Origin of the sequence: Natrinema sp. 1APR25-10V2 (assembly GCF_031626495.1) — an archaeon.
Classification (GTDB): Archaea; Halobacteriota; Halobacteria; order Halobacteriales; family Natrialbaceae; genus Natrinema.
The window spans coordinates 407,441-427,897 of sequence record NZ_JAMQOJ010000002.1; the positions used below are offsets into that span (position 1 = coordinate 407,441).

26 protein-coding genes are annotated in these 20,457 nt (G+C 65.4%); 13 read left to right on the forward strand and 13 right to left on the reverse strand.

All coding sequences use genetic code 11. The features are described from left to right. Window positions 1-7 precede the first annotated feature (7 nt). From NDO75_RS07745 to NDO75_RS07755, 3 genes are read right to left on the reverse strand one after another with little or no spacing between them, the layout of a single operon-like run. The gene (locus tag NDO75_RS07745; protein ID WP_310905579.1) at window positions 8-1,207 is read right to left on the reverse strand and encodes a Xaa-Pro peptidase family protein; all 1,200 of its coding nucleotides are present in this window, start codon (window positions 1,205-1,207) and stop codon (window positions 8-10) included. Beyond that, window positions 1,204-2,316 carry an ABC transporter ATP-binding protein gene (locus NDO75_RS07750; RefSeq protein ID WP_310905580.1) on the reverse strand — a complete coding sequence of 371 codons (1,113 nt, stop codon included), beginning with the start codon at window positions 2,314-2,316 and terminating at the stop codon, window positions 1,204-1,206. The genes NDO75_RS07745 and NDO75_RS07750 overlap by 4 nt, the downstream gene beginning before the upstream one ends. A gap of 37 nt (window positions 2,317-2,353) precedes the next feature. After that, window positions 2,354-3,490: a PotD/PotF family extracellular solute-binding protein gene (locus NDO75_RS07755; RefSeq protein WP_310905581.1), complete on the reverse strand. Its 1,137-nt coding sequence runs from the start codon at window positions 3,488-3,490 to the stop codon at window positions 2,354-2,356. A 199-nt stretch (window positions 3,491-3,689) separates the two neighbouring features. Here NDO75_RS07755 and NDO75_RS07760 point away from each other — a divergent pair, with 199 nt between their 5' ends. From NDO75_RS07760 to NDO75_RS07780, 5 genes are read left to right on the forward strand one after another with little or no spacing between them, the layout of a single operon-like run. Beyond that, on the forward strand, window positions 3,690-5,000 hold the full coding sequence (locus NDO75_RS07760; protein WP_310905582.1) for an ArgE/DapE family deacylase: 1,311 nt from the start codon (window positions 3,690-3,692) through the stop codon (window positions 4,998-5,000). Beyond that, window positions 4,990-5,871: a creatininase family protein gene (locus tag NDO75_RS07765; RefSeq protein ID WP_310905583.1), complete on the forward strand. Its 882-nt coding sequence runs from the start codon at window positions 4,990-4,992 to the stop codon at window positions 5,869-5,871. The genes NDO75_RS07760 and NDO75_RS07765 overlap by 11 nt, the downstream gene beginning before the upstream one ends. Continuing rightward, a complete protein-coding gene (locus NDO75_RS07770; protein ID WP_310905584.1) occupies window positions 5,868-6,851 on the forward strand; it encodes a CoA-transferase in 984 nt (327 codons plus the stop codon). The genes NDO75_RS07765 and NDO75_RS07770 overlap by 4 nt, the downstream gene beginning before the upstream one ends. Then, window positions 6,844-7,794 (forward strand): CoA-transferase, encoded by a 951-nt coding sequence (locus NDO75_RS07775; protein ID WP_310905585.1) that lies wholly within the window; start codon window positions 6,844-6,846, stop codon window positions 7,792-7,794. The genes NDO75_RS07770 and NDO75_RS07775 overlap by 8 nt, the downstream gene beginning before the upstream one ends. A 10-nt stretch (window positions 7,795-7,804) precedes the next feature. Beyond that, window positions 7,805-9,190: an aspartate aminotransferase family protein gene (locus NDO75_RS07780; protein ID WP_310905586.1), complete on the forward strand. Its 1,386-nt coding sequence runs from the start codon at window positions 7,805-7,807 to the stop codon at window positions 9,188-9,190. A gap of 431 nt (window positions 9,191-9,621) precedes the next feature. Here the strand turns inward: NDO75_RS07780 and NDO75_RS07785 are convergent, their stop codons facing one another. Continuing rightward, window positions 9,622-9,867 (reverse strand): glutaredoxin, encoded by a 246-nt coding sequence (locus NDO75_RS07785; protein ID WP_310905587.1) that lies wholly within the window; start codon window positions 9,865-9,867, stop codon window positions 9,622-9,624. Window positions 9,868-9,989: 122 nt separating this feature from the next. On the opposite strand from NDO75_RS07785, the gene NDO75_RS07790 reads away from it, so the two are divergent. Both NDO75_RS07790 and NDO75_RS07795 read left to right on the forward strand, forming a co-directional pair. Continuing rightward, on the forward strand, window positions 9,990-11,000 hold the full coding sequence (locus NDO75_RS07790) for a Gfo/Idh/MocA family oxidoreductase (protein WP_310905588.1): 1,011 nt from the start codon (window positions 9,990-9,992) through the stop codon (window positions 10,998-11,000). 358 nt (window positions 11,001-11,358) lie between these two features. Beyond that, a complete protein-coding gene (locus tag NDO75_RS07795; RefSeq protein WP_310905589.1) occupies window positions 11,359-11,574 on the forward strand; it encodes a hypothetical protein in 216 nt (71 codons plus the stop codon). A gap of 57 nt (window positions 11,575-11,631) precedes the next feature. Here the strand turns inward: NDO75_RS07795 and NDO75_RS07800 are convergent, their stop codons facing one another. The 8 genes from NDO75_RS07800 to NDO75_RS07835 all read right to left on the reverse strand — a co-directional run bounded on the left by NDO75_RS07800 (window position 11,632) and on the right by NDO75_RS07835 (window position 16,220). Continuing rightward, window positions 11,632-11,955 carry a gas vesicle protein gene (locus tag NDO75_RS07800; protein ID WP_310905590.1) on the reverse strand — a complete coding sequence of 108 codons (324 nt, stop codon included), beginning with the start codon at window positions 11,953-11,955 and terminating at the stop codon, window positions 11,632-11,634. Continuing rightward, window positions 11,952-12,890, reverse strand: a complete 939-nt coding sequence (gvpL, locus tag NDO75_RS07805) for a gas vesicle protein GvpL (protein ID WP_310905591.1) — start codon at window positions 12,888-12,890, stop codon at window positions 11,952-11,954. The genes NDO75_RS07800 and gvpL overlap by 4 nt, the downstream gene beginning before the upstream one ends. Next, the gene (locus NDO75_RS07810; protein ID WP_310905592.1) at window positions 12,887-13,231 is read right to left on the reverse strand and encodes a gas vesicle protein K; all 345 of its coding nucleotides are present in this window, start codon (window positions 13,229-13,231) and stop codon (window positions 12,887-12,889) included. Before NDO75_RS07810 ends, gvpL begins: the two co-directional genes overlap by 4 nt. Beyond that, entirely contained in the window at window positions 13,228-13,806 is a 579-nt protein-coding gene (locus NDO75_RS07815) for a gas vesicle protein (RefSeq protein ID WP_310905593.1), read from the reverse strand. The genes NDO75_RS07810 and NDO75_RS07815 overlap by 4 nt, the downstream gene beginning before the upstream one ends. A 77-nt stretch (window positions 13,807-13,883) precedes the next feature. Beyond that, entirely contained in the window at window positions 13,884-14,792 is a 909-nt protein-coding gene (locus NDO75_RS07820; protein ID WP_310905594.1) for a hypothetical protein, read from the reverse strand. Next, window positions 14,789-15,340: an Hsp20/alpha crystallin family protein gene (locus tag NDO75_RS07825; RefSeq protein WP_310905595.1), complete on the reverse strand. Its 552-nt coding sequence runs from the start codon at window positions 15,338-15,340 to the stop codon at window positions 14,789-14,791. Before NDO75_RS07825 ends, NDO75_RS07820 begins: the two co-directional genes overlap by 4 nt. Beyond that, complete coding sequence (gene gvpF, locus NDO75_RS07830) at window positions 15,340-15,594, reverse strand: gas vesicle protein GvpF (RefSeq protein ID WP_310905596.1); 255 nt, start codon at window positions 15,592-15,594, stop codon at window positions 15,340-15,342. Before gvpF ends, NDO75_RS07825 begins: the two co-directional genes overlap by 1 nt. 2 nt (window positions 15,595-15,596) lie before the next feature. Beyond that, entirely contained in the window at window positions 15,597-16,220 is a 624-nt protein-coding gene (locus NDO75_RS07835; RefSeq protein ID WP_310905597.1) for a GvpL/GvpF family gas vesicle protein, read from the reverse strand. Window positions 16,221-16,604: 384 nt separating this feature from the next. Between NDO75_RS07835 and gvpA the strand changes: the two genes are divergently transcribed. The 3 genes from gvpA to gvpO are packed head-to-tail and all read left to right on the forward strand — an operon-like array spanning window position 16,605 to window position 18,530. Further along, a complete protein-coding gene (gene gvpA / locus NDO75_RS07840; protein ID WP_310905889.1) occupies window positions 16,605-16,883 on the forward strand; it encodes a gas vesicle structural protein GvpA in 279 nt (92 codons plus the stop codon). A 5-nt stretch (window positions 16,884-16,888) separates the two neighbouring features. Further along, the gene (gene gvpN / locus NDO75_RS07845) at window positions 16,889-17,914 is read left to right on the forward strand and encodes a gas vesicle protein GvpN (protein WP_310905598.1); all 1,026 of its coding nucleotides are present in this window, start codon (window positions 16,889-16,891) and stop codon (window positions 17,912-17,914) included. 58 nt (window positions 17,915-17,972) lie between these two features. Continuing rightward, a complete protein-coding gene (gene gvpO / locus NDO75_RS07850) occupies window positions 17,973-18,530 on the forward strand; it encodes a gas vesicle protein GvpO, halophile-type (RefSeq protein ID WP_310905599.1) in 558 nt (185 codons plus the stop codon). Between the two features lie 267 nt (window positions 18,531-18,797). Here the strand turns inward: gvpO and NDO75_RS07855 are convergent, their stop codons facing one another. Then, window positions 18,798-19,010 (reverse strand): hypothetical protein, encoded by a 213-nt coding sequence (locus NDO75_RS07855; RefSeq protein WP_310905600.1) that lies wholly within the window; start codon window positions 19,008-19,010, stop codon window positions 18,798-18,800. Between the two features lie 121 nt (window positions 19,011-19,131). Between NDO75_RS07855 and NDO75_RS07860 the strand changes: the two genes are divergently transcribed. The 3 genes from NDO75_RS07860 to NDO75_RS07870 all read left to right on the forward strand — a co-directional run bounded on the left by NDO75_RS07860 (window position 19,132) and on the right by NDO75_RS07870 (window position 20,453). Beyond that, window positions 19,132-19,473, forward strand: a complete 342-nt coding sequence (locus NDO75_RS07860) for a helix-turn-helix domain-containing protein (RefSeq protein ID WP_310905601.1) — start codon at window positions 19,132-19,134, stop codon at window positions 19,471-19,473. Window positions 19,474-19,508: 35 nt separating this feature from the next. Continuing rightward, complete coding sequence (locus NDO75_RS07865; protein WP_310905602.1) at window positions 19,509-19,814, forward strand: hypothetical protein; 306 nt, start codon at window positions 19,509-19,511, stop codon at window positions 19,812-19,814. Window positions 19,815-20,099: 285 nt separating this feature from the next. Next, window positions 20,100-20,453, forward strand: coding sequence for a CHY zinc finger protein (locus NDO75_RS07870; protein WP_310905603.1), 354 nt, complete (start codon window positions 20,100-20,102; stop codon window positions 20,451-20,453). Window positions 20,454-20,457 lie beyond the last annotated feature (4 nt).

A 20,457-nucleotide genomic window follows, 5' to 3' on the forward strand; every position in this document is an offset into this window, starting at 1 on the left:
ATTCACCTCAGATAAATTTCTCATGGTCGGGATGGGGGGTCCGCGAGAGTACCTCGCTGCCGCGGTCGGTTACGAGCACCATGTCTTCGAAGCGGACGCCGGCGACGCCGCGTCGGAACAGGCCCGGTTCGATCATGACGATCATGTTCTCCTCGAGTGTGGCGTCCGCGGTCGGGCCCACGTACGGCGGTTCGTGGGCGACGACGCCGATGCCGTGGCCGATGTCGCCGTCGGTCAACCACTCCTCGTAGCCGAACTCGGCGAAGACGTCGCGCGCGGCGTCGTACACCTCGCGACCGGTCGCGCCGGGTTCGACGGCGTCGATCGCGGCCTCGTGGGCCGCGAACGTCGCCTGGTACATCGATCGCTGTTCGTCGGACGGCGTGCCAGGGAACGCCATTCGGGCCAGTTCGCTGTAGTACCCCTTCCACATCGGGCCTTCGTCGAGTTGGACGAACTCGCCCCGCCGGATGCGCTTTCTGGACGGATACTCCTGGCAGCGCGACCAGCGGACGCCGGAGCTGACGATCGCCGGGAGGGCGTACGCGCCGGCCGCGCCGGCCGAGAGCATGGCGTCCATGATCGCCCCGGAGACCTCGCACTCCCGCACACCGACCTCGACGGCCTCGATCCCGGCCTCGATCGCGAGTTCGGCGATCGAGAGTCCCTCGTCGATGAGTGCTATCTCCGCGTCCGTCTTGACGGCCCTCGCCTCGAAGAGCAGATCGCCCGCGTCACGCAGCTCACAGTTCGGGAGCGACGCCTCGAGCGTCCGGGCGAACCGGTACTCCATGTGCGGATCGAGGCCGACGGCGCCGTCCGCGACGCCGCGTTCCTCGAGCACCGTCGCGAACGTCTCCGCGGCCTCGTCGTTCGTCGTCGAGAACGGGACGACATCCGGGAGCCAGTGGCGGTCGTCGAGGTCCGCGGCCAGCCGGGGCGCGGCGACGATCGTCGGCGCTCCCGACTGCGTCACGACCGCACCGTGTTCGGCCGACAGCGAGAAACTGTCGTACGGGCCGTAGCCGGTGAGATACCGGAGGTTGTCGGACCGGTTGACGATCAGAGCATCGACGTCCGCGTCGACCATCCGTTCTTGGACGAGCTCGAGGTTCTCCCGCGCGACGGGCTCGAGCACTCGGAAGAGTTCCTGGCGCTCGTAGTCCCGGTGGCTCGCCTCGCCGTGCTGGCCTCGTGTGCCGCTCATCGACCCTCCGCGGGAATCTCGGGCCGCTCCGAGCTGTCAGCCGACGCCCCCGACGCCGTGTAGATGACGTCCGACGGATCGATGCTTACCCAGACCTCGTTACCGGGCTCGAGCATGCTCGCGTTCGCGTGGTGGTTCACCTGCACCGTCGTCTCGAACGCGGGGACGGACACGAAGTAGACGGCGCCCTGTCCCTGGTAGTCCACGCTCTCGATAGTTCCCCGGAAGGCGTTCTCGACCGCGGGTCGCTCCGTGCTGAGGGACGCGAGTTCGGTCCGGACGAAGACGGCGACGTCGTCGCCGTCGTCGATCCCGTCGCGGGCCTCGACGGTCATCGTCGAGTCGCCGAACCGAACGTCGGGGGTCGATCCGAGTCGGAGCGTGCCGTCGATCCTGCTCGAGGTGCCGAGGAAGTCAGCGACGAACGGCGACGCCGGCCGTTCGTACGCCGTTTTCGGGTCGTCGTACTGCTCTAAGGTACCGTCGTTGAGCACCGCGATCCGGTCGCCCATCGAGAGCGCTTCCGTCTGGTTGTGGGTGACGTAGATCGTCGTGATCCCGGTCTCGCGCTGGATGCGTTTGAGTTCGGTTCGCATCTCTCCCCGAAGCTTCTTGTCGAGGTTGGACAGCGGCTCGTCCATCAACACGAGGTCGGGGTCGAACGCGAGCGCTCGAGCGACCGCGACTCGCTGTTGCTGTCCCCCGCTGCACTCGTGGGGATACTCGTTTTCGTACCCCTCGAGATTGATCATCGAGAGCATCTCGGAGACTTTCGCCTCGCGCTCGCGTTCGTCGGCACCGCGCATCTTCAGTCCGAAGGCGATGTTCTCCCCGACGGTTTTGTGGGGAAAGAGCGCGTAATCCTGAAAGACGACGCCGATGTCGCGTTCGTACGGCGGGAGGTCCGTGAGGTCGGTTCCCTGCAGTCGGATCGATCCGGACGTCGGCGTCTGGAGACCGGCGATGTTCAGGAGCGTCGTCGTCTTCCCACAGCCGCTCGGACCGACGACGGTGACGAACTCCCCCTCCTCGACGGAAAAGGAAATACCGTCGACGGCGACTGTCTCGCCGAACTCCTTTCGCAAGTTGTCAATATCGAGAAATTCCATGTGATGGTTGTATGTATGTCGTTAGTCAGCGGAATAACTACGACGATTGGATGCTCTCCCACTCCTGGGACCACTCGTCGGAGTGGTCCTCCTGGTAGCCGGGGTTGAGGAACGTGAGCCGCTCGCCGCCCGTCGGATCGTAGTCGCCGAGGTTCTCGATCACGTCGGAGGTCGCGCCGGTCGCCGGCGGGTAGCCGAGCGCTTCCGCGAGCGGGACCAACACGTCCTCCTCGAGCAGGAAGTCGAAGAACGCCATCGCGGTGCTTCGCTTGTCGTCGTCGATCCCGGACACCATCGCCCAGTTGTCGGACCAGCCGTACGCGCCCTCCTTCGGAATGACGTAGTCGAGGTGGTCGTGACCGTCGTCGACGGCAGCCTTGATTCGGCCGCCCCACGCTTCGCCGACGTAGGCCTCGTTTTGCGCGTACATTCGAACGTGCTCGTCGCCCGTCGACCAGTAGCTGGAGATCAGCTCCTTCTGTTCGCGGACCGAATCCCAGATCCGTCCGATGCCGTCCTCGTAGGAGCTGTCGGCGCCGATATCGTTGGGGTCCATGCCGAGGTAGAGGGCCGTCGTGAAGACGCGCACGAAGTCGGTCCCTTGCATGGTGACGTTGCCGGCGTTCGCCTGATCCCAGCACGCTTCCCACGAGTCGAGTTCGCCGAGTTCGTCGCGGTTGTACGCCATCCCGATGGTCCCGTACACCGTCGGAATGCCGTGAACGTCGTCGCCGGCGTCGTACACCGGGTTCTTGAACGTATCGGCGAGGCTATCGTAGTTGTCGAGTTCGCCTGTGTTGATCGGCGCCCAGACGCCCTCGCTTGCGCCCATATACAGCGTGTTCGCGGAGGTGATCGTCACGTGGGCGTCGGACTGCCCGGACTGGATCTGGTTGTAGCCGTCGAACTGGTCGCTAATCTGGTTGACTGCGACGTCGACGTCCTGTTCCTCTTCGAACGCAGAGAACACCTCGCTCTCGTAGGAGTCGATGTAGTTTCCGCCGGTAACCTGAACGACGAACGGATCGCTCGAGCTGCCGCCGAGACAACCGGCCAGCCCGGCGATACCGGCGGCACTGATACCGCCGATCGATCGTAAAACCCGTCGCCGTCCACGAGTTCTGTTCGTTGAACTGCCGGCGGTATCGGTCGACCCGGTGTGAGCTTCTCTCATTGTACGGGATTAGCATAGGTCAAGGTGGTAATAAAACTTGCTACATCAAAGCCGATTATTCGGAAATGGCGATTGTGTGATCTGCCCTATTCCAAATCAGAATACGACAATAACGGCGCAAGGCTTAACATCATTTGAGATAATTGGTGATCGATGGCACTGCACAGATCACCGCGATATTCGCCAACGGAGGACGAAAATGGAGCCGAATGAGCGCGTCGAGGCGGCCGCGAGCGAGCGCGTCGAGGCCGCCGTTGGGGAAATCAGCGACGACATCGTCGATTTCGCCGCCGATCTCGTCCGCGTTCGAAGCGTTCTGAACGAGGAACAACCCGCCCAGAAACTCGTTCGAGAGCGCCTCGAGGCGCTCGATCTCGAGGTCGAAGAGATCCGCGCCGACGACGTCCCCGGCATCGAGGATCACGACGAGTACGTCGAACGCGACCTGTCCTACGAGGACCGGCCGAACCTCCTCGCGACGCGCGAGGGTGCGGGTGACGGTCAATCGCTGCTGTTCAACGGACACGTCGACGTCGTCCCCGAGGGCGACCGCGACGCGTGGTCGTTCGACCCGTTCGCCGGAACCGTCGAGGACGGACGACTCCTCGGCCGGGGCGCGTCGGACATGAAAGGAGGCGTCGCCGCGATGATTTACGCGCTCGAGGCCCTCGATCGTGCGGGGATCGAGCTCCTCGGCGACCTGTCGTTCAACACCGTCATCGAGGAGGAGTACGGCGGATCCGGCGGGACGCTCGCGAGTGTTCTCGCGGGCGTCGACGCGGACGCCGTCGTGATCCCGGAGCCGACGGGCTTCGACTCGTGGATCGCGAACGACGGCGTCTCCTACTTCCGCGTGACCGTCGAGGGGAAGAGCGCTCACGCCGCGGAGACCGACGCCGGCGTGAACGCCGTCTCGAAGCTGTTGCCGATCTACCACGCGCTCGAGGACCTCCACGACGAGCGCAAGACGACGGTCCACGACGAGCTGTTCGAGGAGTGGCACGAGCACACGGTCTCGCTGAACCTCGGCACGCTGCGCGGCGGCGACTGGGTCTCGAGCGTCCCAGACGAAGCGGTGCTCGAGGCGCGAATCTCGCACGCGCCCGAAGAGACGCGCGAAGACCTCCGCGAGACGGTCGAACGGACGGTCGAGCGGGCCGCCGAGGGCGATCCGTGGCTCGCAGAGCACCCGCCCGAAATCGAGTGGTTCGGCTGGCGCGGCCGGTCCGCGAAGATCGATCCCGACGAGCCGATCGTTCGGACGGTCGAAGCCGTCGCCGAAGAGACGCTCGGCCGGGAGAGCCACGCCAAAGGGTTCCCCGGCGGGATCGACTCCCGGTTCTTCGTCAACGAGACCGGGACGCCGGCCGTCTGCTTCGGGCCGGGCGCGTACAACATCCACGGCACCGACGAGTACCTCCCCGTGGCGGAACTCGAGGAGATCACGCTCGCTCTCGCGTTGACTGCCATGTCGTGGTGTGGCTACAGGGTGACGCCGGATGAGTCGTAGCGGCGGCTCGGAAGTCCGTCGCTACGACGAACTCACGTGGCCCGAAATCGACGAGGCCGCCGAGGACGGTGCGACGGTCGTCGTCCCCGTCGGTGCGACCGAAGACCACGGCCCGCACCTCCCGCTGGACGTCGACCGTCGGATCGTCGAGGCGGTCTGCGAACCGGCCGTCGCCGATAGGAACGACGCGCTGTTGTTCCCGACGATCGACCACGGGTACCTCCCCCATCACATGGACTTTCCGGGCGGGATCACGATCGGGTGGCGCACGTTCGTCGACTACGTCGTCGACATTTGCGTCTCGCTCGCCCACCACGGGTTCGAGCGGATTCTGCTCGTCAACGGACACGGTTCGAACCACCACCTCCTCGAACTGGCCAGCCGGCAGGTACTGCTGCAGTATCCCGACATCCGCTGCGCGATGCTCTCGTGGTGGGAGATCGACGAGGTTCGCGAGACAGCGAGCGCGGTTCGCGAGGCCGGCCCGCAGGGGTCGGCCCACGCGGGCGAGATGGAGACGTCGATCTACATGCACCTCTACCCCGAGCGCGTCGATCTGGACGCCGCTCCCCGCGACATCGCCTATCCCGAGAGCCGACACTTCAACAACCTCGATCTCGCGGGCCAGACCCGCCCCGAAGACTCGACGCCCGTGACGATGTTGGGCTGGTGGTCGACGGTCTCGGAGACCGGCGTCATGGGCGACGCGACCGTCGCTACCCCGGAGACCGGCGAGTTACTGCTCGAGGCCGCGATCGAGGGGCTCGGCTCCGTCCTCGAAGAGTTCGCCGAGTACCCGATCCGGTCGATCGACGACCACCACGAACGGACCGTAACTGACCGCGAATACGACACTTTCAGACCACGATGACACACGCCGCAGACGCCATCCACACCTCCGACAGACCGGCCGAAATCGGCGACGAAACGACCGATCGGGAGAAGGTCACGGACCTCGTCTCCGCGATCGAGGAGTACGTCACCGACGGCTCGAGCATCGCCTTCGGCGGAATGGGCGGCCGCGATCCGGAAGCGGCGGCCCGCGAGATCGTCCGCCAGGAAACGACCGGGCTGACCGTCCTCGACGACGCCAGGACGACCCTATTCGACATCATGGTCGGCGCCGGCTGCGTCGACGAGTACGTCGGCTCCTGGGTCGGGACGAGCCTCATCTCGCAGGGCCACAACGTTCGAAGCGCCGTCGAGAACGACGTCCCCCATCACCTCGAGATGCGCGACGTCTCGAACTTCGGCTCCTCGTTGATGTTCCTCGCGGGAGCGATGGACCTCCCGTTCGTGCCGACGCGATCGATGCTCGACACGGACATCCCGACGCACAACGACGACCTCGAGGTGATCGAGGATCCGCTCGGGTCGGGCGATCCGCTCGTGCTCGTTCCCCCGGCGCGACCCGACGTGGCGATCATCCACGTCCAGCGGTGCGATCCGATGGGCAACGCGCAGATACTGGGCAACGTCGTCAACGATCACCTCAAGGCCCGGGCCGCCGAACACACCGTCGTCACCTGTGAGGAACTCGTCCCGACCGAGGAGATCCGGCGACGGCCCGAACTCACCCGCATCCCGTTCTACACGGTCGACGCGGTCGTCGAGGTCCCCTTCGGCTCTCACCCGTGGCACTGCTACGGGCAGTACTACGCCGATCTGCCCTTCTACCGGGAGTACGGCCTGCGGTCGCGGGACCGCGAGGAGTTCCTCGAGTGGCTCGACGAGTGGATCTGTCCCCACGAGGAGTACCTCGAGAAGGTGGGTGCCGATCGGCTGGCGACGCTCGAGCACATGGAGCGAACGATCAACGGTGCGGACTCCGCGGGGGGAACCGATGAGTGACCGATCGACGGCGGGCGAAGCCGCCGAGCCGTCCACGGAATCGGTGAACCCGGTTCGCGTCGATCGGCCCGAGGAGACGGCCGACGATTACACGACGACCGAACTGCTGGCGGTCGCCGCCGCGCGCCAGATCGACGACGGCGAGACCGCGTTCATCGGCGTCGGCATGTCGCTGATGTCGGGCATCCTCGCGAAACACACGCACGCGCCGGACTGCCAGCTCGTGACCGAGTCGGGGTACATCGGCTCCGTCCCCCCGGGCGTGGTCCAGTCGATCTCCGACACCATCCTCGGGGTCGACGCGCTCGTCGCGACCGACCAGTGCGAGATCTTCGTCGACAACCAGCGCGGGGCCTTCGACGTCGGCATCATCGGCGCGGGCCAGATCGACAGCCGCGGCAACACGAACTCGACGGCCGTGATCGGGGACGCGACGTACGACCGACCGAAAGTGCGGCTGCCCGGCTCCGGTGGGAGCAACGACATCATGACGTCCTGCGGCCGGACCGTCGTCATGATGCGCCAGCAGCGCCGCGCGTTCACGACCGAGGTCGACTACGTGACCGCGCCGGGCCACCTCGAGCGGCCGGGCCGGCGCGAGGAACTCGGCTTCGTCGGCGGCGGTCCGGCCGCCGTCGTCACCGACATGGCGGTGTTCGGCTTCGACGACGACGGCGAGATGGTCCTCGAAACGACCCATCCCGGCGTCAGCGTCGACGACGTCCGCGAGGAAGTCCAGTGGGACCTCCGCGTCGCCGACGACGTCGCGACGACGCCGGAGCCGACGCGGGGCGAGGTCGCAATGTTGCGCGCCATCGACCCCGCGGACGTCGTCCTTCGGGGCACCGACTACGTCTACGAGGTCGGCTTCGAGGAGTGGAGCGACACCGTCCTCGAGCACTGGGAGCAACTGCGAACGGTTCAGAACGAGACCGACGACTGAAACACAGCTAATGACGACACACGAAACACCCCAACGACAGACGAGAGCCGGTACCGACCTCGGGGGGATGTTCCCCCGCGCGTTCGCCGACGAGTACGTCACTATCGTCCGCGGCGACGGGCCGTGGGTCTGGGACGCCGACGGGAACCGCTACCTCGACGCAATCTCCGGAAACCAGAACGTCAACATCGGCCACGGCCGCGAGGAGATCGCCGAGGCCGCGCGCGAACAGATCGACCGCCTCGAGTACGTCTCGAGCATGCTGTTCGCGAACGAACCCGCGATGGAGTACACCGAGAAGATCGCCGAGTTCACGCCCGAGGGCTTCGAGAAGACGTGGCTCGTCTCGAGCGGCTCGGAGGCGAACGAGAGCGCGATCAAGATGGCCCGCCAGTACCACTACGAGCGCGGGAACGAGGGCAAGTACAAGATGATCTCGCGCCGCCGGAGCTATCACGGCAACACCGCCGGCGCGATGGCGGTCTCCGGCTTTCCGGCCCGGAAGACGAAGATGGAGCCGCTGTTCGCGAACTTCCCGAAGGCGCCGAGCGCGACGCCGTACCGCTGTGAGCGCTGCGACGGGGACGGCGGACACGCCTGCGGCGTCGAGTGTGCGAACGACCTCGAGCGACTCATCCAGGACGAGGGGCCGGAGACGGTGTCGGCGTTCATCACCGAGCCGGTCACGGGTGCCGCGAACGCCGGCGCGTATCCCCACGACGGCTATTTCCAGCGGGTCCGCGAGATCTGCGACGAGTACGACGTGTTGTTCATCGTCGACGAGGTCATGGCCGGGTTCGGACGGACCGGCGAGAACTTCGCGATCGAACACTGGGACGTCACCCCGGACATCATCACCGGTGCGAAGGGGATGAGCGGCGGCTACTCGCCCATCGGCGGCACGATGCCCCACCGCCGCGTCGCGGAGGTCTTCGAGACCGTCGAAGACGGGTTCCAGCACGGCCACACCTTCTGTTTCAACCCGGCCTCGGCCGCGATCGGGACGGCCGTCCTCGAGTACATGGACGAACACGACCTCGTGGCGAACGCCCGCGAGGTCGGCGCGTCCCTCCGAGAGCGCTGCGAGGAGTTCTACGAGTACGATTTCGTCGGCGACGTCCGCGGGAAAGGACTGATGATCGGCGTGGAGTTCGTCGGCGACCGGGAGACGAAAGAGCCCCTTCCCGAAACCGGATCGGAGTTCCAGTCGCTCCTGTTCGAGGCGGGACTGGATAACGGGATCATCACCTACCCCGGCGGGGGCCACGTCGGCGGGGAGAACGGCGACTACACGCTCATTACGCCGCCGCTGACCATCGACGAGTCCCTCGCCGACGAGGTCGTCGACCGAATGCACGCGACGCTCGCGGACGTGGAATCGTCGCTCGGGCGGTAGTCAGCGGCCCGGTTTCGGGACGCCGCTCGAGCCGGCACGAAAGCTCGGTACGCACGGCTGTTCGATGTAGCGTCGGAAACCCGGGCGGGCGGGAACCGCCCTGGGCGTGAGAGACATGAGCGTACTCGAAGCGGGGGCGAGTCCACATCCGAGCGATCCGGGCACGAACGCACGCAATCGCCGTATGAGTTGGGCCAGGTGCGTACCCGGCGGGGCGTTACCTCCCCGCAGGTTGGCTAATGCAAGGGTCGTGTATTGTTATGCAGTCGCTTGGTCGCCGGTAGTAGCCCCACACCGACCGCAGGCGGCGTATAACACGAGGGTAGACACCCGCTACGATCGGGTCGACGTCCGAGGGGTCACGGTCTCTCGCTGCACGCTGCCCTCGCGTCTCGTGGAGTTCGTCCCGGTTTCGCTACCGCGTGCCGCTCTCACGCGAGCGTTCTGTCGACGTACTCGAGGATGTTTTCGGACTCCGCCATCGTGACGCCGCGGTCGTCGTCGACGAGGACCGGCACCGCCCGCTGACCCGAGACGCGCTTGACCTGATCGCGGCCGGAGTGTAGCGCCGGGACCTCCTCGCGCTCGTAGTCGATCCCTTCCGCGTCGAGACGGTCGGTGACGGCTTCGCAGTACGGACAGCCCTCGAGCACGTACACTGTGGGTTCAGTTGCCATACAGTCAGTTGTCGATGCGGGCAGAAAGCGCTAGGGGCTCCGGACGATCGCGGGTCGGGACGGAAACGGCGCTTGCCTGCGACGCCTCCAGAGGGATGGTGCTGGGACCCGTTCGGAACGGCATGAGCGACGCCGCTACGTCACGTCCGATTCGGATCGGTATCGTCGGTCTGGGATACATCGGCACCACCGTCGGTGGGGGTTTCCACCGCCACCCGGACGCGAGCGTTCGCGCGATATGCGATCTCGACGCCGATCGACGCGAGGCGGTAGGTCGTGACTTCGACGTTCCCGCGGATCGGCGGTACGCCGACTACGGCGCGATGCTCGAGGAGAGAGCGATCGATGCGGTCCTCGTCGGGACGCCGCACACCCTCCACTACGGTCAGGTCGTCGCCGCCCTCGAGCGGGGCTGTCACGTCTACTGTGACAAGCCGTTGACGACCGACCTCGAGCGAGCGCGGGACCTCGCGACGCGGGCCGAGCGAAGCGATCGGACCGTGATGGTCGGCTACCAGCGCCACCTGCAGACGGCGTTCCGAACGGCCCGCGAGCGGTTCGCCGACCGGGAGCCGACCTGGCTGACCGCGACGATGACGCAGGACTGGATCGACGACTCCCGGGGGACGTGGCGGCTCGATCCCGAGCTGTCGGGCGGCGGGTTCCTGTACGACACGGGCAGTCACGTCCTCGACGGCGTCCTCTGGACGACCGGCCTCGAGCCGGTCTCGGTCGCAGCGAGCATGGACTTCTACGGCGATGCGGAGCGGATCGACCGGCGGGCCCACCTCGACGTTCGGTTCGAAAACGGCGCGACTGGGACGTTCTCCTTCCACGGCGACGCGCCCTCGGTCCGCGAACACCTCCACCTGTGGGACGACGAGGGGGCAATCTATCTCGAGGGGGCCCAGTGGGGATCCCGCGAGGTCGTCGAGATCGATTCCGACGCCGGGGAGTACGCGCCGTATATCGATCCGCGCCGCGAGCAGTCGCGGGCCGATGCCTTCCTCGAGAGCGTCGCCGACGGGACGGATCCGCCGGCAACGGTCGAGGACGCACGTCGAGTAACGGCGCTGACCGAGGCGGCGTACGAGGCGGCACGGACGGGTGATCGGATCGCGGTCGAGACGTGACTCGGGGCCGACTGACCGCGAACTGTCTCCGTCTCGTCGGTGCCGCTCGAGCGTCGGTCGCGAAGCGTCTCTCCCGCTCATCGGCGGCGATAATCATTCCATTTCTCGGTTCGTGCTCCCGGAAAAGACGTGTTTTCGACGGTCGATACGGACCGCAAGCGGTCGCCGACGAAACCGATGCCGTCCCTCGATTACAAGGGAATTACTCGGGCCCTACATCGTTCGGACAGGCGGGAACGAGGGGTAAAGCAACGAACGCGTCCACCGACGACCGACCGCCGGGTAAGAGTTCCATAGTCTCTCATCCCTTTCGGTTACAAGCCGGATAACTACAGTCGGTGCTGGCTATCAAACCGATATGATCACCTGCACTAACTGCGAGACCGCCCAGTTCCTGCAGATCACGCAGAGCCGCGTCTACTTCGAGGACGGGGAGATGATCAACGAGATCTCCGAGACCTACGAGTGTACGCTCTGTGGGTCGACCGGCAAGTACATGTACGACGACGACTCCGACGAGGAGACCGTCACCGGCGAGGTCGAACACACCACCGAACGCCCGAAGTACGCCTGACCGCCGGCCCCTCTCAGGGGCACGACCCGTCGAACAGTGGCCAGCGCACCCGTCTCCTTACTCCTCCGTGTGATTCCGGTCTCGAGCATCCTCGTGTGAACTCCCGACGCCGAGTTCGGTCAGCTCATCGGGAACTGTGGTCGGATCGGGGTCGTCGTACTGTCGTCGGCTGACTGCGGCCGATCGACGAGTCGCGTCCCACTCCTCGAAGAGGCCGTACTCGGTCATCGTCTCCATGCCCGCTATCGCCGCCGTGAGCTTGATTCCCACGAGCGGAATCTCCGCGACGGAGACGATCACGTCCGCCCGGAGGATCGCGCCGTCTCTGAGCAACACGTCGAGCACGTCGACGAGCGCGTCGTCGTCCTTTCGCGGTCTCATGGCTGTGGGTTCGCGTGGTCGTTCGCCGCGGACGTTCCGTCGCCGCCACCACCCAGTTCCGGTGCGAACGTGTAGGGCGGCCACGGCCCCGTGAACCGGACCTCGAGACCGTCGTTCGCGGCCACGTCGTCGAGGATCGAGCCGATGGCCTCCTCGTCGTCCTCGTGGGCCAGCAGCGTGAGCCGACAGAGGGTCTCACCGTCGCTCGCGTCGCCGCCGGAACCGGCGGCCAGCTCGTCGGAGAGCTGCGCACTCGGTGACCGCTCGAGCGCGTGCACTTCCCGCGCTTCGGCGGCCAGCCGTTCCTCGAGGTCGGCGGTCACCGAGTCGCGGCGAGCCGCCCGCAGTTCGGTCAGCCGCTGGTCGAACCGCTTCTCGAGCAGGAACGCCGTCCCCTCCTCGGAGTCGCCGATCTGTTCGTCGAGTTCGCGCAATCGCTCGTCGTGCTCGATCAACGCCTCGTCGCTAATGGGATCGATCTCGACGACTTCGACGCGGTACTCCCAGTGGCCGGCCAGCCCAGAGAGGGCGCGCTCGAGGGTGCCTTCCTCCTCGCGGAGCCATTCGCGCACGCGGTCGTCGTCGCCCCGGAGGATCGTGTCGAACTGGAACGGGATCGGCGTGCCGAAGGCCCGTCCGGCCTCGTCGACGACCGTCTGATGGCGGACGAGCCAGCGTCGGATCTGGGCGAGATTCGCCGAGTCGTAGATGCCGTCACAGGCGTGAACGACGGCTCCGATTCCGTCTTCGACGACGATCGAGACGGGTTCGCCGTCGACGCCGCTCGTCTCGAACTCGGCGTCCTCGTCGGCTCGCACGAGACAGTAGAGGTATCGACCCTCGTCGATCTCTGGCGTCTCGGCCGGATCCGGGGTCGCGTCTCCCTCGAGCGCTTCCATCCGTTCCGTCGGACTACTGGACCCGTTTTCGCTCATTCGCCCTCACCTCCGAACACCGAGTAGCCGGGTTTGCGAGCGGCGGTCGGCTCGCCGTGAAGCTGTTCGATCGCGTCGTTGACCAGCCCGTCCAGATCGCCGCGGAGGTCGTCGACGCCGTCTTCGATCCCCTCGTCGTCTTTGAGCCGCTCGATCTCGGCCTCGATCGTCGCGAGCTGGCTCCCGAGTCGTTCGATCTCCTCGTCCGAGAGGTTCCCCGACTCCATGCGGCGGACCGCCTCCCGCTCGAGCGCCTCGATCAGGAGTTCGACGACGGTGACGATCAGCGTCATCAGCCCATCGCGTGCGTCCTCGCCGTCGCCTACATCGATCGCCGTCACGACTCGTCCCCCTCAGATTCCGTCTTCGCCTCCGGGGCGGCGTCCTCGGTTTCGGACTCAGACTCCTCGTCTGACTCGGCCGCTTCCGTCTCGCTGTCATCCGCGTCGGAATCGTCGTCGCTGAGCAGGTCGAAGCCGCCGCTGGTCGGCCGCTCGGGGTCCGGTCTGGCACCGAGGCGCTGGCTCACCAGGTCCTCGTCGTCGCGAGCCTGTTGGCTCTCGTCGGCAGGCTCGCCGTCGTCGTCGCTCCGGTCGGGATCCGTATCCGATTCCGCGGTGGCGTTGACGCCTCGAGTCGGATCGATCACCGGATTCGGCCGCTCTGCCTCCGCGATTTCGGGATCGTCGACCGCTTCGGCGACCCGCTGCATGTCCGTCCCTTCGGGGAACTCGAGGCCGTACTTCGCCGCGGTCTCGAAGGAGGCGATCGCGGCCCGGAGCTGGACGCCGAGCAGTTGCGTGTCGCCGATCGAGACGGCGATGTCGGCGTTGATGACGATGCCCTTGTCGAGCAGCATCTCGACGACTTCGGCGAGGTCGGCCTTCTGTCGGCTGGGCTGGAACTCATCGACCATCTCCGTCACCTCCGTGACAGCGTGGCCGCTGGTCGGTTATCGGTCCCTCACAGCCGCTCGGTCGCCGCAGTGGTGGATCAGTCATTGGATTCCCTCCGTCGTCGTTCCCGCTCGAGTTCGAAGCGGCGGCCGTAGATCCGTTTCCGCGTGGGTGCCGTCGAGAGCTTGACCTCCCGTGGCACCGTCGAGTAGCGCGCGCCGCCGCCGAGATCGGCTCTGTCGGTCGAGATCGTCGACGCCGCCGTCGGATTCCGCGAGTTCGTACTCGTGTCCTGGCGGCGCATCTTCTCGCGATTGAACTCGTACAGCCGCTCGAATTTCGCGTGCGTCTCGAGCAGCGCCGCGCGGAAGGCGTCGATGCCTTCGATGGCCTGCTGCTGGATGGCCGCCTGATACGCTTCGGGGTCGTCAGCGACGTCTATGTCGCCGAGCGCTTGCGTCGCGGCCTCCGTCGTGTCCATATCTGTCTCGAGCAGTTCGCCATCTTCACCGAACAGGCGCTCGTCGCTGGCCGCGATCTCCGAAACGGCCTTTTCGACCGTGCCGGCGTCGGCGCTGTCCTCGAGGTCATCGAGGGCGTCGTCAAGTTCGCGCTTCTCCTCCCAGAGCCCGGTCAGGTCCGCGGCGTTCCAGGTCTCGAGCAGGTCGATCGCGTCGAACAGCTCCCTGAACGCCACCAGCTCGGTCGCGTCCGTGTCCTCGTCGGCCAAAACGGCGGGGAGCTTGCCGACCTCGATCGCGTCGAGGAGCTCCTCTTCCTCGACCGCCTCCGGAAGTTCGGAGAGGTCCATCTCTTCGAGCAGTTCACCGACCTCCGCGGCGACCCGCGCGAGAGCGTCGATATCGCCGATCAGCGACTCGACGACGTCGTCGTCGAGGTCATCGATCGCGTCGGCGTCGGCGAGGGCCGTATCGAGCCGCTGGAGGCCCTCGGTCGCGTCCGCGAGCAGCGCGGCAAACTCGTCGTCGGACTCGGCGTCGCTCATTCGTCGTCCCCCGGCCGGACTGCGACCGTGAGCACGCCGTTTTTGATCGTCGCTTCCGACGAGGTCTCGTCCCAGGGAACGTCGATACGATCGAGTTCGCTCCCCTCGACGGCGATCACGAGCGTCGAATCGTCGAAGCCGACCGTCACGTCCTCCGGATCGGCACCGGCGATATCTGCGGTCACGAGCAGTTCGCCCTCGTAACTCCGAGCCGTCACGTTGTGATCGCTCGAGGGCCCCGACGACCGAATTCGTCGCTTTCGCGACCGACCGGCGTCGTCGGTTCGGTCCTCGTCGTCGGTCGGCCGTCTACCGAGCGGCGAATCGTCCGCCGAGAGCCCGTCGCCCTTTCGGATCGAGATGTCGTAGTCGAAGACGGTCCGATCGCCGCGGCGGCGACCCGACCGCGACGTCGTGCCGTCGTCGAGCGATTCCAGCGCGGAGAGCAGGCTCGAGAGCCAGTGATCGTTCTCGTCGGTCTGACTCTCGTCGGATCGGTGGTCGTCGGTCGATTCGTCGCGGTCGTCGTCCGGAACTCTGTCGCTCATTATCGTTTCACCTCTACGCGACCGCTCGAGAGCCGCTCGTGAACGTCGCGGGCGGTCTCGAGTTCGGCCTCGAGTTCGTCCTTGCGTCGTCGGTACTCCGCCTCGGATCGTTCGCCGAGTTCGTACAGCAACTGATTCTCCTTGAGTTCGTCCTGGATGGCCTCTACGTCGTACATCTCGTCGAGCGCGATGGAGTGGAGCGCGTTGACGATGCCCATGAAGGGCCGGAACAGGAGGTCATCGAGGACGAACATGGTTACTGTTTGGCTCCGATTTTCACGTCGACGAAGCTGTAGGGTGCGAACGGCCCGGTGTACTGGACTAGCAGTTCCTCGTGGTCGTCTTCGAAGTCGGCGACCGCTTCGTCGAACGCCTCGCGCTCGTCTTCGTCGACGAGGTACGAGCGGTTGAGCACGAGACGGTCGCTGAACAGGCCGTTTTCGACCGACTGATCCGCGATCGAATCGAATCGATCCGCGACCTCGTCTTCGATCTCGTCGGGATCGACGTCGGCGTCTTCCTCGCGCACGAGTTTGAGACCGAGTTCGATCTTCCCCTCGATATCGTTCATCGCGCGTCTGAACGCCGGTCGTGCGCCGCGCAGGACGTTCTTGAGTTCTCGTTCGCCCTCGAAGGCCATCCCGAACTGCATCGGGACGACAGTGGTGCCGCCGTCGTAGTCCATGATCTCTCTGAGGACCTCGTCGTGAATCTGGGCGTCCTCGTCGGTCTCCTCGGGGTCGGTGGTGTCGATGTCCGAGACGACGGCTCCGAATCGCCGATGGGAAACCGTGTGGACGCGCTCCGCGCCGGCGACGGCTTCGGTCTCGAACTCGACGTCGTCGCCCTCGACGATGCCGTATACGTACGGATGGCTCATCTACGGATCACTCGCTGAACCTTCATCGAGTCCCTCGTACTGGATCTGAAGACATTACTTGCGGCCCGTTACGGATCCGTAACCGAACCCCACGGCTCGATAAGCGCGTGCGTAATCCGTCGAATCGGCCGATCGTGGGGCGGTTGAGTGACATTGAATCGATAATCGTACCCTCTAACGCCAGCGTGACGGCGTGGAGTATCGTCACGGACGGTACGCCGCCACGGCGGGTTACGGTAGTGCTTGCAGTCGCAGCCGTTCTCGTTCCGATTTCGCCTTACTGTTGACATATCGGACAGCAGCGTGTGCATCGCTAACAGGATCAGACGGTCGAGACTTGCAAACGCAGCGCGAGCCGTGTTACGCTCTCCACCTCTACGTTCGCTGTATATGGCACAACGAACACCGAACTCATCCAGTCTCGCCGAAGTACTCGACCGCGTACTCGACAAGGGCGTCGTCATCGACGTCTGGGCGCGTATCTCCGTGGTCGGGATCGAGCTACTGACGGTCGAGGCTCGCGTCGTCGTCGCCTCGGTCGACACCTTCCTGCACTACGCGGAGGAGATCGCGAAAATTGAGCAGGCCACCGCCGAGGGCGACGTCGAGGAACTCGAGGAACTCGAGGTAGAGCCGCAGGCCGAAACGACGACGACGCAGTAACCCCTATGGCGAACCACACGTCGCGCAAGCGCAAGGTCCGCGGTCGAAAGATCACGGCCGATCGCGAGCAGAAGGAGGGTCGGAAGTCGAAGAAAGAGCTTGCGCGAAAGACGTCGAACGCCGGCGAACGCGACGGCGACAGCCCACTCTCCGATCCAGAGACGGTCGTCCCCGAACCGTTCGTCGAGACGGACGCCGTCGAGTCCCTCCAGGGGCGGATCACGGGCTGGCTCGAGGCCGACCAGCCGGTCCACCTGATCGGGCCGACGGGGTCGGGTAAGACGGCGCTCGCGCTGTCGGCCGCCGCCGAGCGCGGTCGGCCGGTCGTCTGGCTCAACGGCGACGAGGCGATCGATACGGCCGCGCTCGTCGGCGCCCACGCCGGCGGCGAACGCTACGAGGAGAACGACCAGTTCGTCAGCGGCGTCAGCAAGAAGACGGAGATCGTCCGCGAACGCTGGGTCGACAATCCCCTCTCGGTCGCCGTCCGCGAAGGCGCGACGCTCGTCTACAACGAGTTCTCGCGCAGCGATCCCGCCGCCCACAACGTCCTGCTCTCGGTCTTCGAGGAGGGCGTTCTGGAGCGGCCGGGCAAGCGCGGCGAGGACCGAACGATCGACGTCCACCCCGAGTTTCGGGCGATTCTCACGTCCAACGACGTGGAGTACGCCGGCGTCCACGAACAGCAGGACGCGCTACTCGACCGCTTCATCGGCGTTCACATCGACTACTACGACGAGGAGACCGAACGCCAGATCGTCGCGGCTCACGTCGACCTTTCGGAAGACGCCGTCGACACCGTCGTCGCGACGACGCGAGCGCTCCGCGACGAACTCGAGATCGTCGTCGGCACGCGCGCGGCGATCACGGCCGCGAAGGGCCTCACCGTCTTCGACGGCCACACCGACGACGGCGAGTTCGACGACGAGACGCTATCGAACGTCTTCACCGACGTTCTCGCGCCGAAAGTCGCAGGCGACGACGAGGACGACGTCGACGAACTGCGATCGAAGATCACCGAAGCGATCTGACCGACAGGAGGCGACCGATCGACCCGTACGAACCACATAACGAACCGAATCCAGACCAATGGCCGAAGCCGACGTGCAATCACGAGAGCAGTGCAAGGCCATAACCGAGGACGGCGAGCGCTGCTCACGGCAAGCCCGGGACGACGGCTTCTGCTACCAGCACGACGAGAGTGATCCAACAGTGAGCGACAGTCAGGCAACTCAAGAGGAGGAACGGGCCGAACGAACGGACGAGACGGCCGAACGCGAACGCGAGACGCGGAAATCGGAATCTCGCGAGGCGGTCGACATGACCGCCGAGGAGAAGACCGACCCCGAGGAGACGAACGCGGACGCCGACACCGAACAGGAGGAGATCGCCGGCATCCTCGCGATCCGAAAGGCCGTTCAGTCGACCGCGGGCGAACTCATCGGCCACGAGTTCGACGGCGTCAGCGAGATCACCCCCACCGACGACGGCTGGCGTGCCGTCGTCGAAGTCGTCGAGCGTCGCGCCGTCCCCGATACCCAGGACATCATCGGCCGCTACGAGATCGAACTCGACACCGACGCCACCGTCCACGGCTACCGACGGCTCGACCGCTACCGGCGCGGCGACACCGCCGAGTTCGAGTGACGCTCGAGCGCAGGTTCGAATCGCGGGTCGGCCCGCCTGAGTAGAAACGCTGTCCGTCGTCTCTTCTCGCCAACGGAGCATGCCGACGACGATCTCGAGTTCGTCGCGAAGCGCCCGTCGCGATCGTCGCGGCTCGAGAAAACGGGGCCGGGACCGGTCAGCCGACACGTCTCTTTTCACACCGCCAACGTGCCGTCCGTTCGTGCCCGTCCGAACGTGAGTGCTCGAAACCGTTGCTCGCCTTTCGGTCAACTCGCCGTCGTCAGCTTAGTCCGCGTTCTCGGACGGGGAAACGCGTTGGGCATCCGCGTCGTCCACCGGCACGAGTTTGACCTGATCGAGGCGGATATCGTTCTCCTGGAACTTGCGCACCAGTCGGTCGTCGACGTCGTCGATTACGCCCTCGATGCTGATCCGGATCTCGTTCTCCTCGGGACAGGCTTCGGCTCCCCAGACGAGTCGATCCCAGTCGTTCTTCATTGAATTCACCTCTGTTTCCCGGTTGGAACGTGCCGTTGATAAACCCGAACGGCGTTTGCAGACCCTGCAAACGGGGCCCCGCAAGGTAAAGTGGTGGCAAACAATAGCACGGGACAGTCGAATGGATATCGATCCCCAGGAGATCATCGAGGCGATCGACAGTGAATCGTCGCGACGAATTCTCGCAGCGGCGAGCCGCGAGCCGATGACTGCCGACGAACTCGAACAGGCGCTCGACGTTTCGCTCACGACGGTCTACAGGCGTACGGACGACCTGGTCGAAGTCTCGTTTCTCGAGGAAGAGACCGAAATATCTCCGAAAGGGGACAATTACGATAGTTTCAAGACTGCGATCAGACGCGTCGAGTTCACCATCGAACGCGGGGAATTCCGCATCGACGTCGAGTTCAGAAACGATACGGTCGACCGGTTCGGTCAGCTGTGGCGATCGCTGGGAGGATAGGACCGAACGGCCGAGATCCATATGAGGAAGTTCTGATGACCCAATCGCCGAGTTCGTGGCTGTTCCTGCTCTCGAACGTCATTACGTTCGGTCTGGGAACGATACTCACCGTTATCGCTTACAAGGCGTACAAGCGCGAGGGCCTCTCCTCCCTCCTGATCGTGACCGTCGGTTTCGCGGTTCTCACGCTGGGAACCGTCACGGAAGCGCTGTACGAGTTCGGCGTCAAAGGGGGAGTTATGGCGTTCGGACGAGAGCTCTATCTCCTCCGAACCGCGGAAACGATATTTATCGCGGTCGGATTGGTTCTCATTATCTACTCGGTTCGCCACGTCTCGTAAACCCGGTAGCGGCCGATTCAGCAGCTAGCAACACGGCGCGCTCTGTGCTCCGCGGATCGTCCGGAGGCACAGGTAAACGACCGGTAGCGCTTCGGACAAACGCGACTCGAGGCGATGGGCGAGGCCGCGGTCGACGACCCAGCCTCGAGACGATCCAGCACCGTGGCTTCCGGACCTGCCCTCGTCATAGAGTGTTCTCCCAACGTGCCGGCCCTCGAGCGGTTCGTGGGCCCTATCGCTTCCCGGACCGCAACACCGAAGCATCCTCCGGCCGTCGGTCCGCGCGTGCAATCGATCGGGGGACAGACCGTCCACGGCGTCGACGTCGGTCCGGAAACGCGGTGTGCCCACTACCACACTGACCGCGACGTCGTCGCGTTCAAATTCGCCTGCTGTGAGCGCTACTATCCGTGTTTTCGCTGTCACGAGGAACGGGCCAGCCACGAGGCCGTCCCGTGGCCTCGAGCGCGGTTCGACGAGCCGTCCGTCCTCTGTGGCACCTGCGGGACCGAACTCACCGTTCCGGAGTATCTCGAGGCCGACTACACGTGTCCGGCCTGCGACGCCGCGTTCAACCCCGGCTGTGCGAAACACGCGGAACTGTACTTCGAGACGGCAGCCGACCGGGAAGCACGATAGGCGT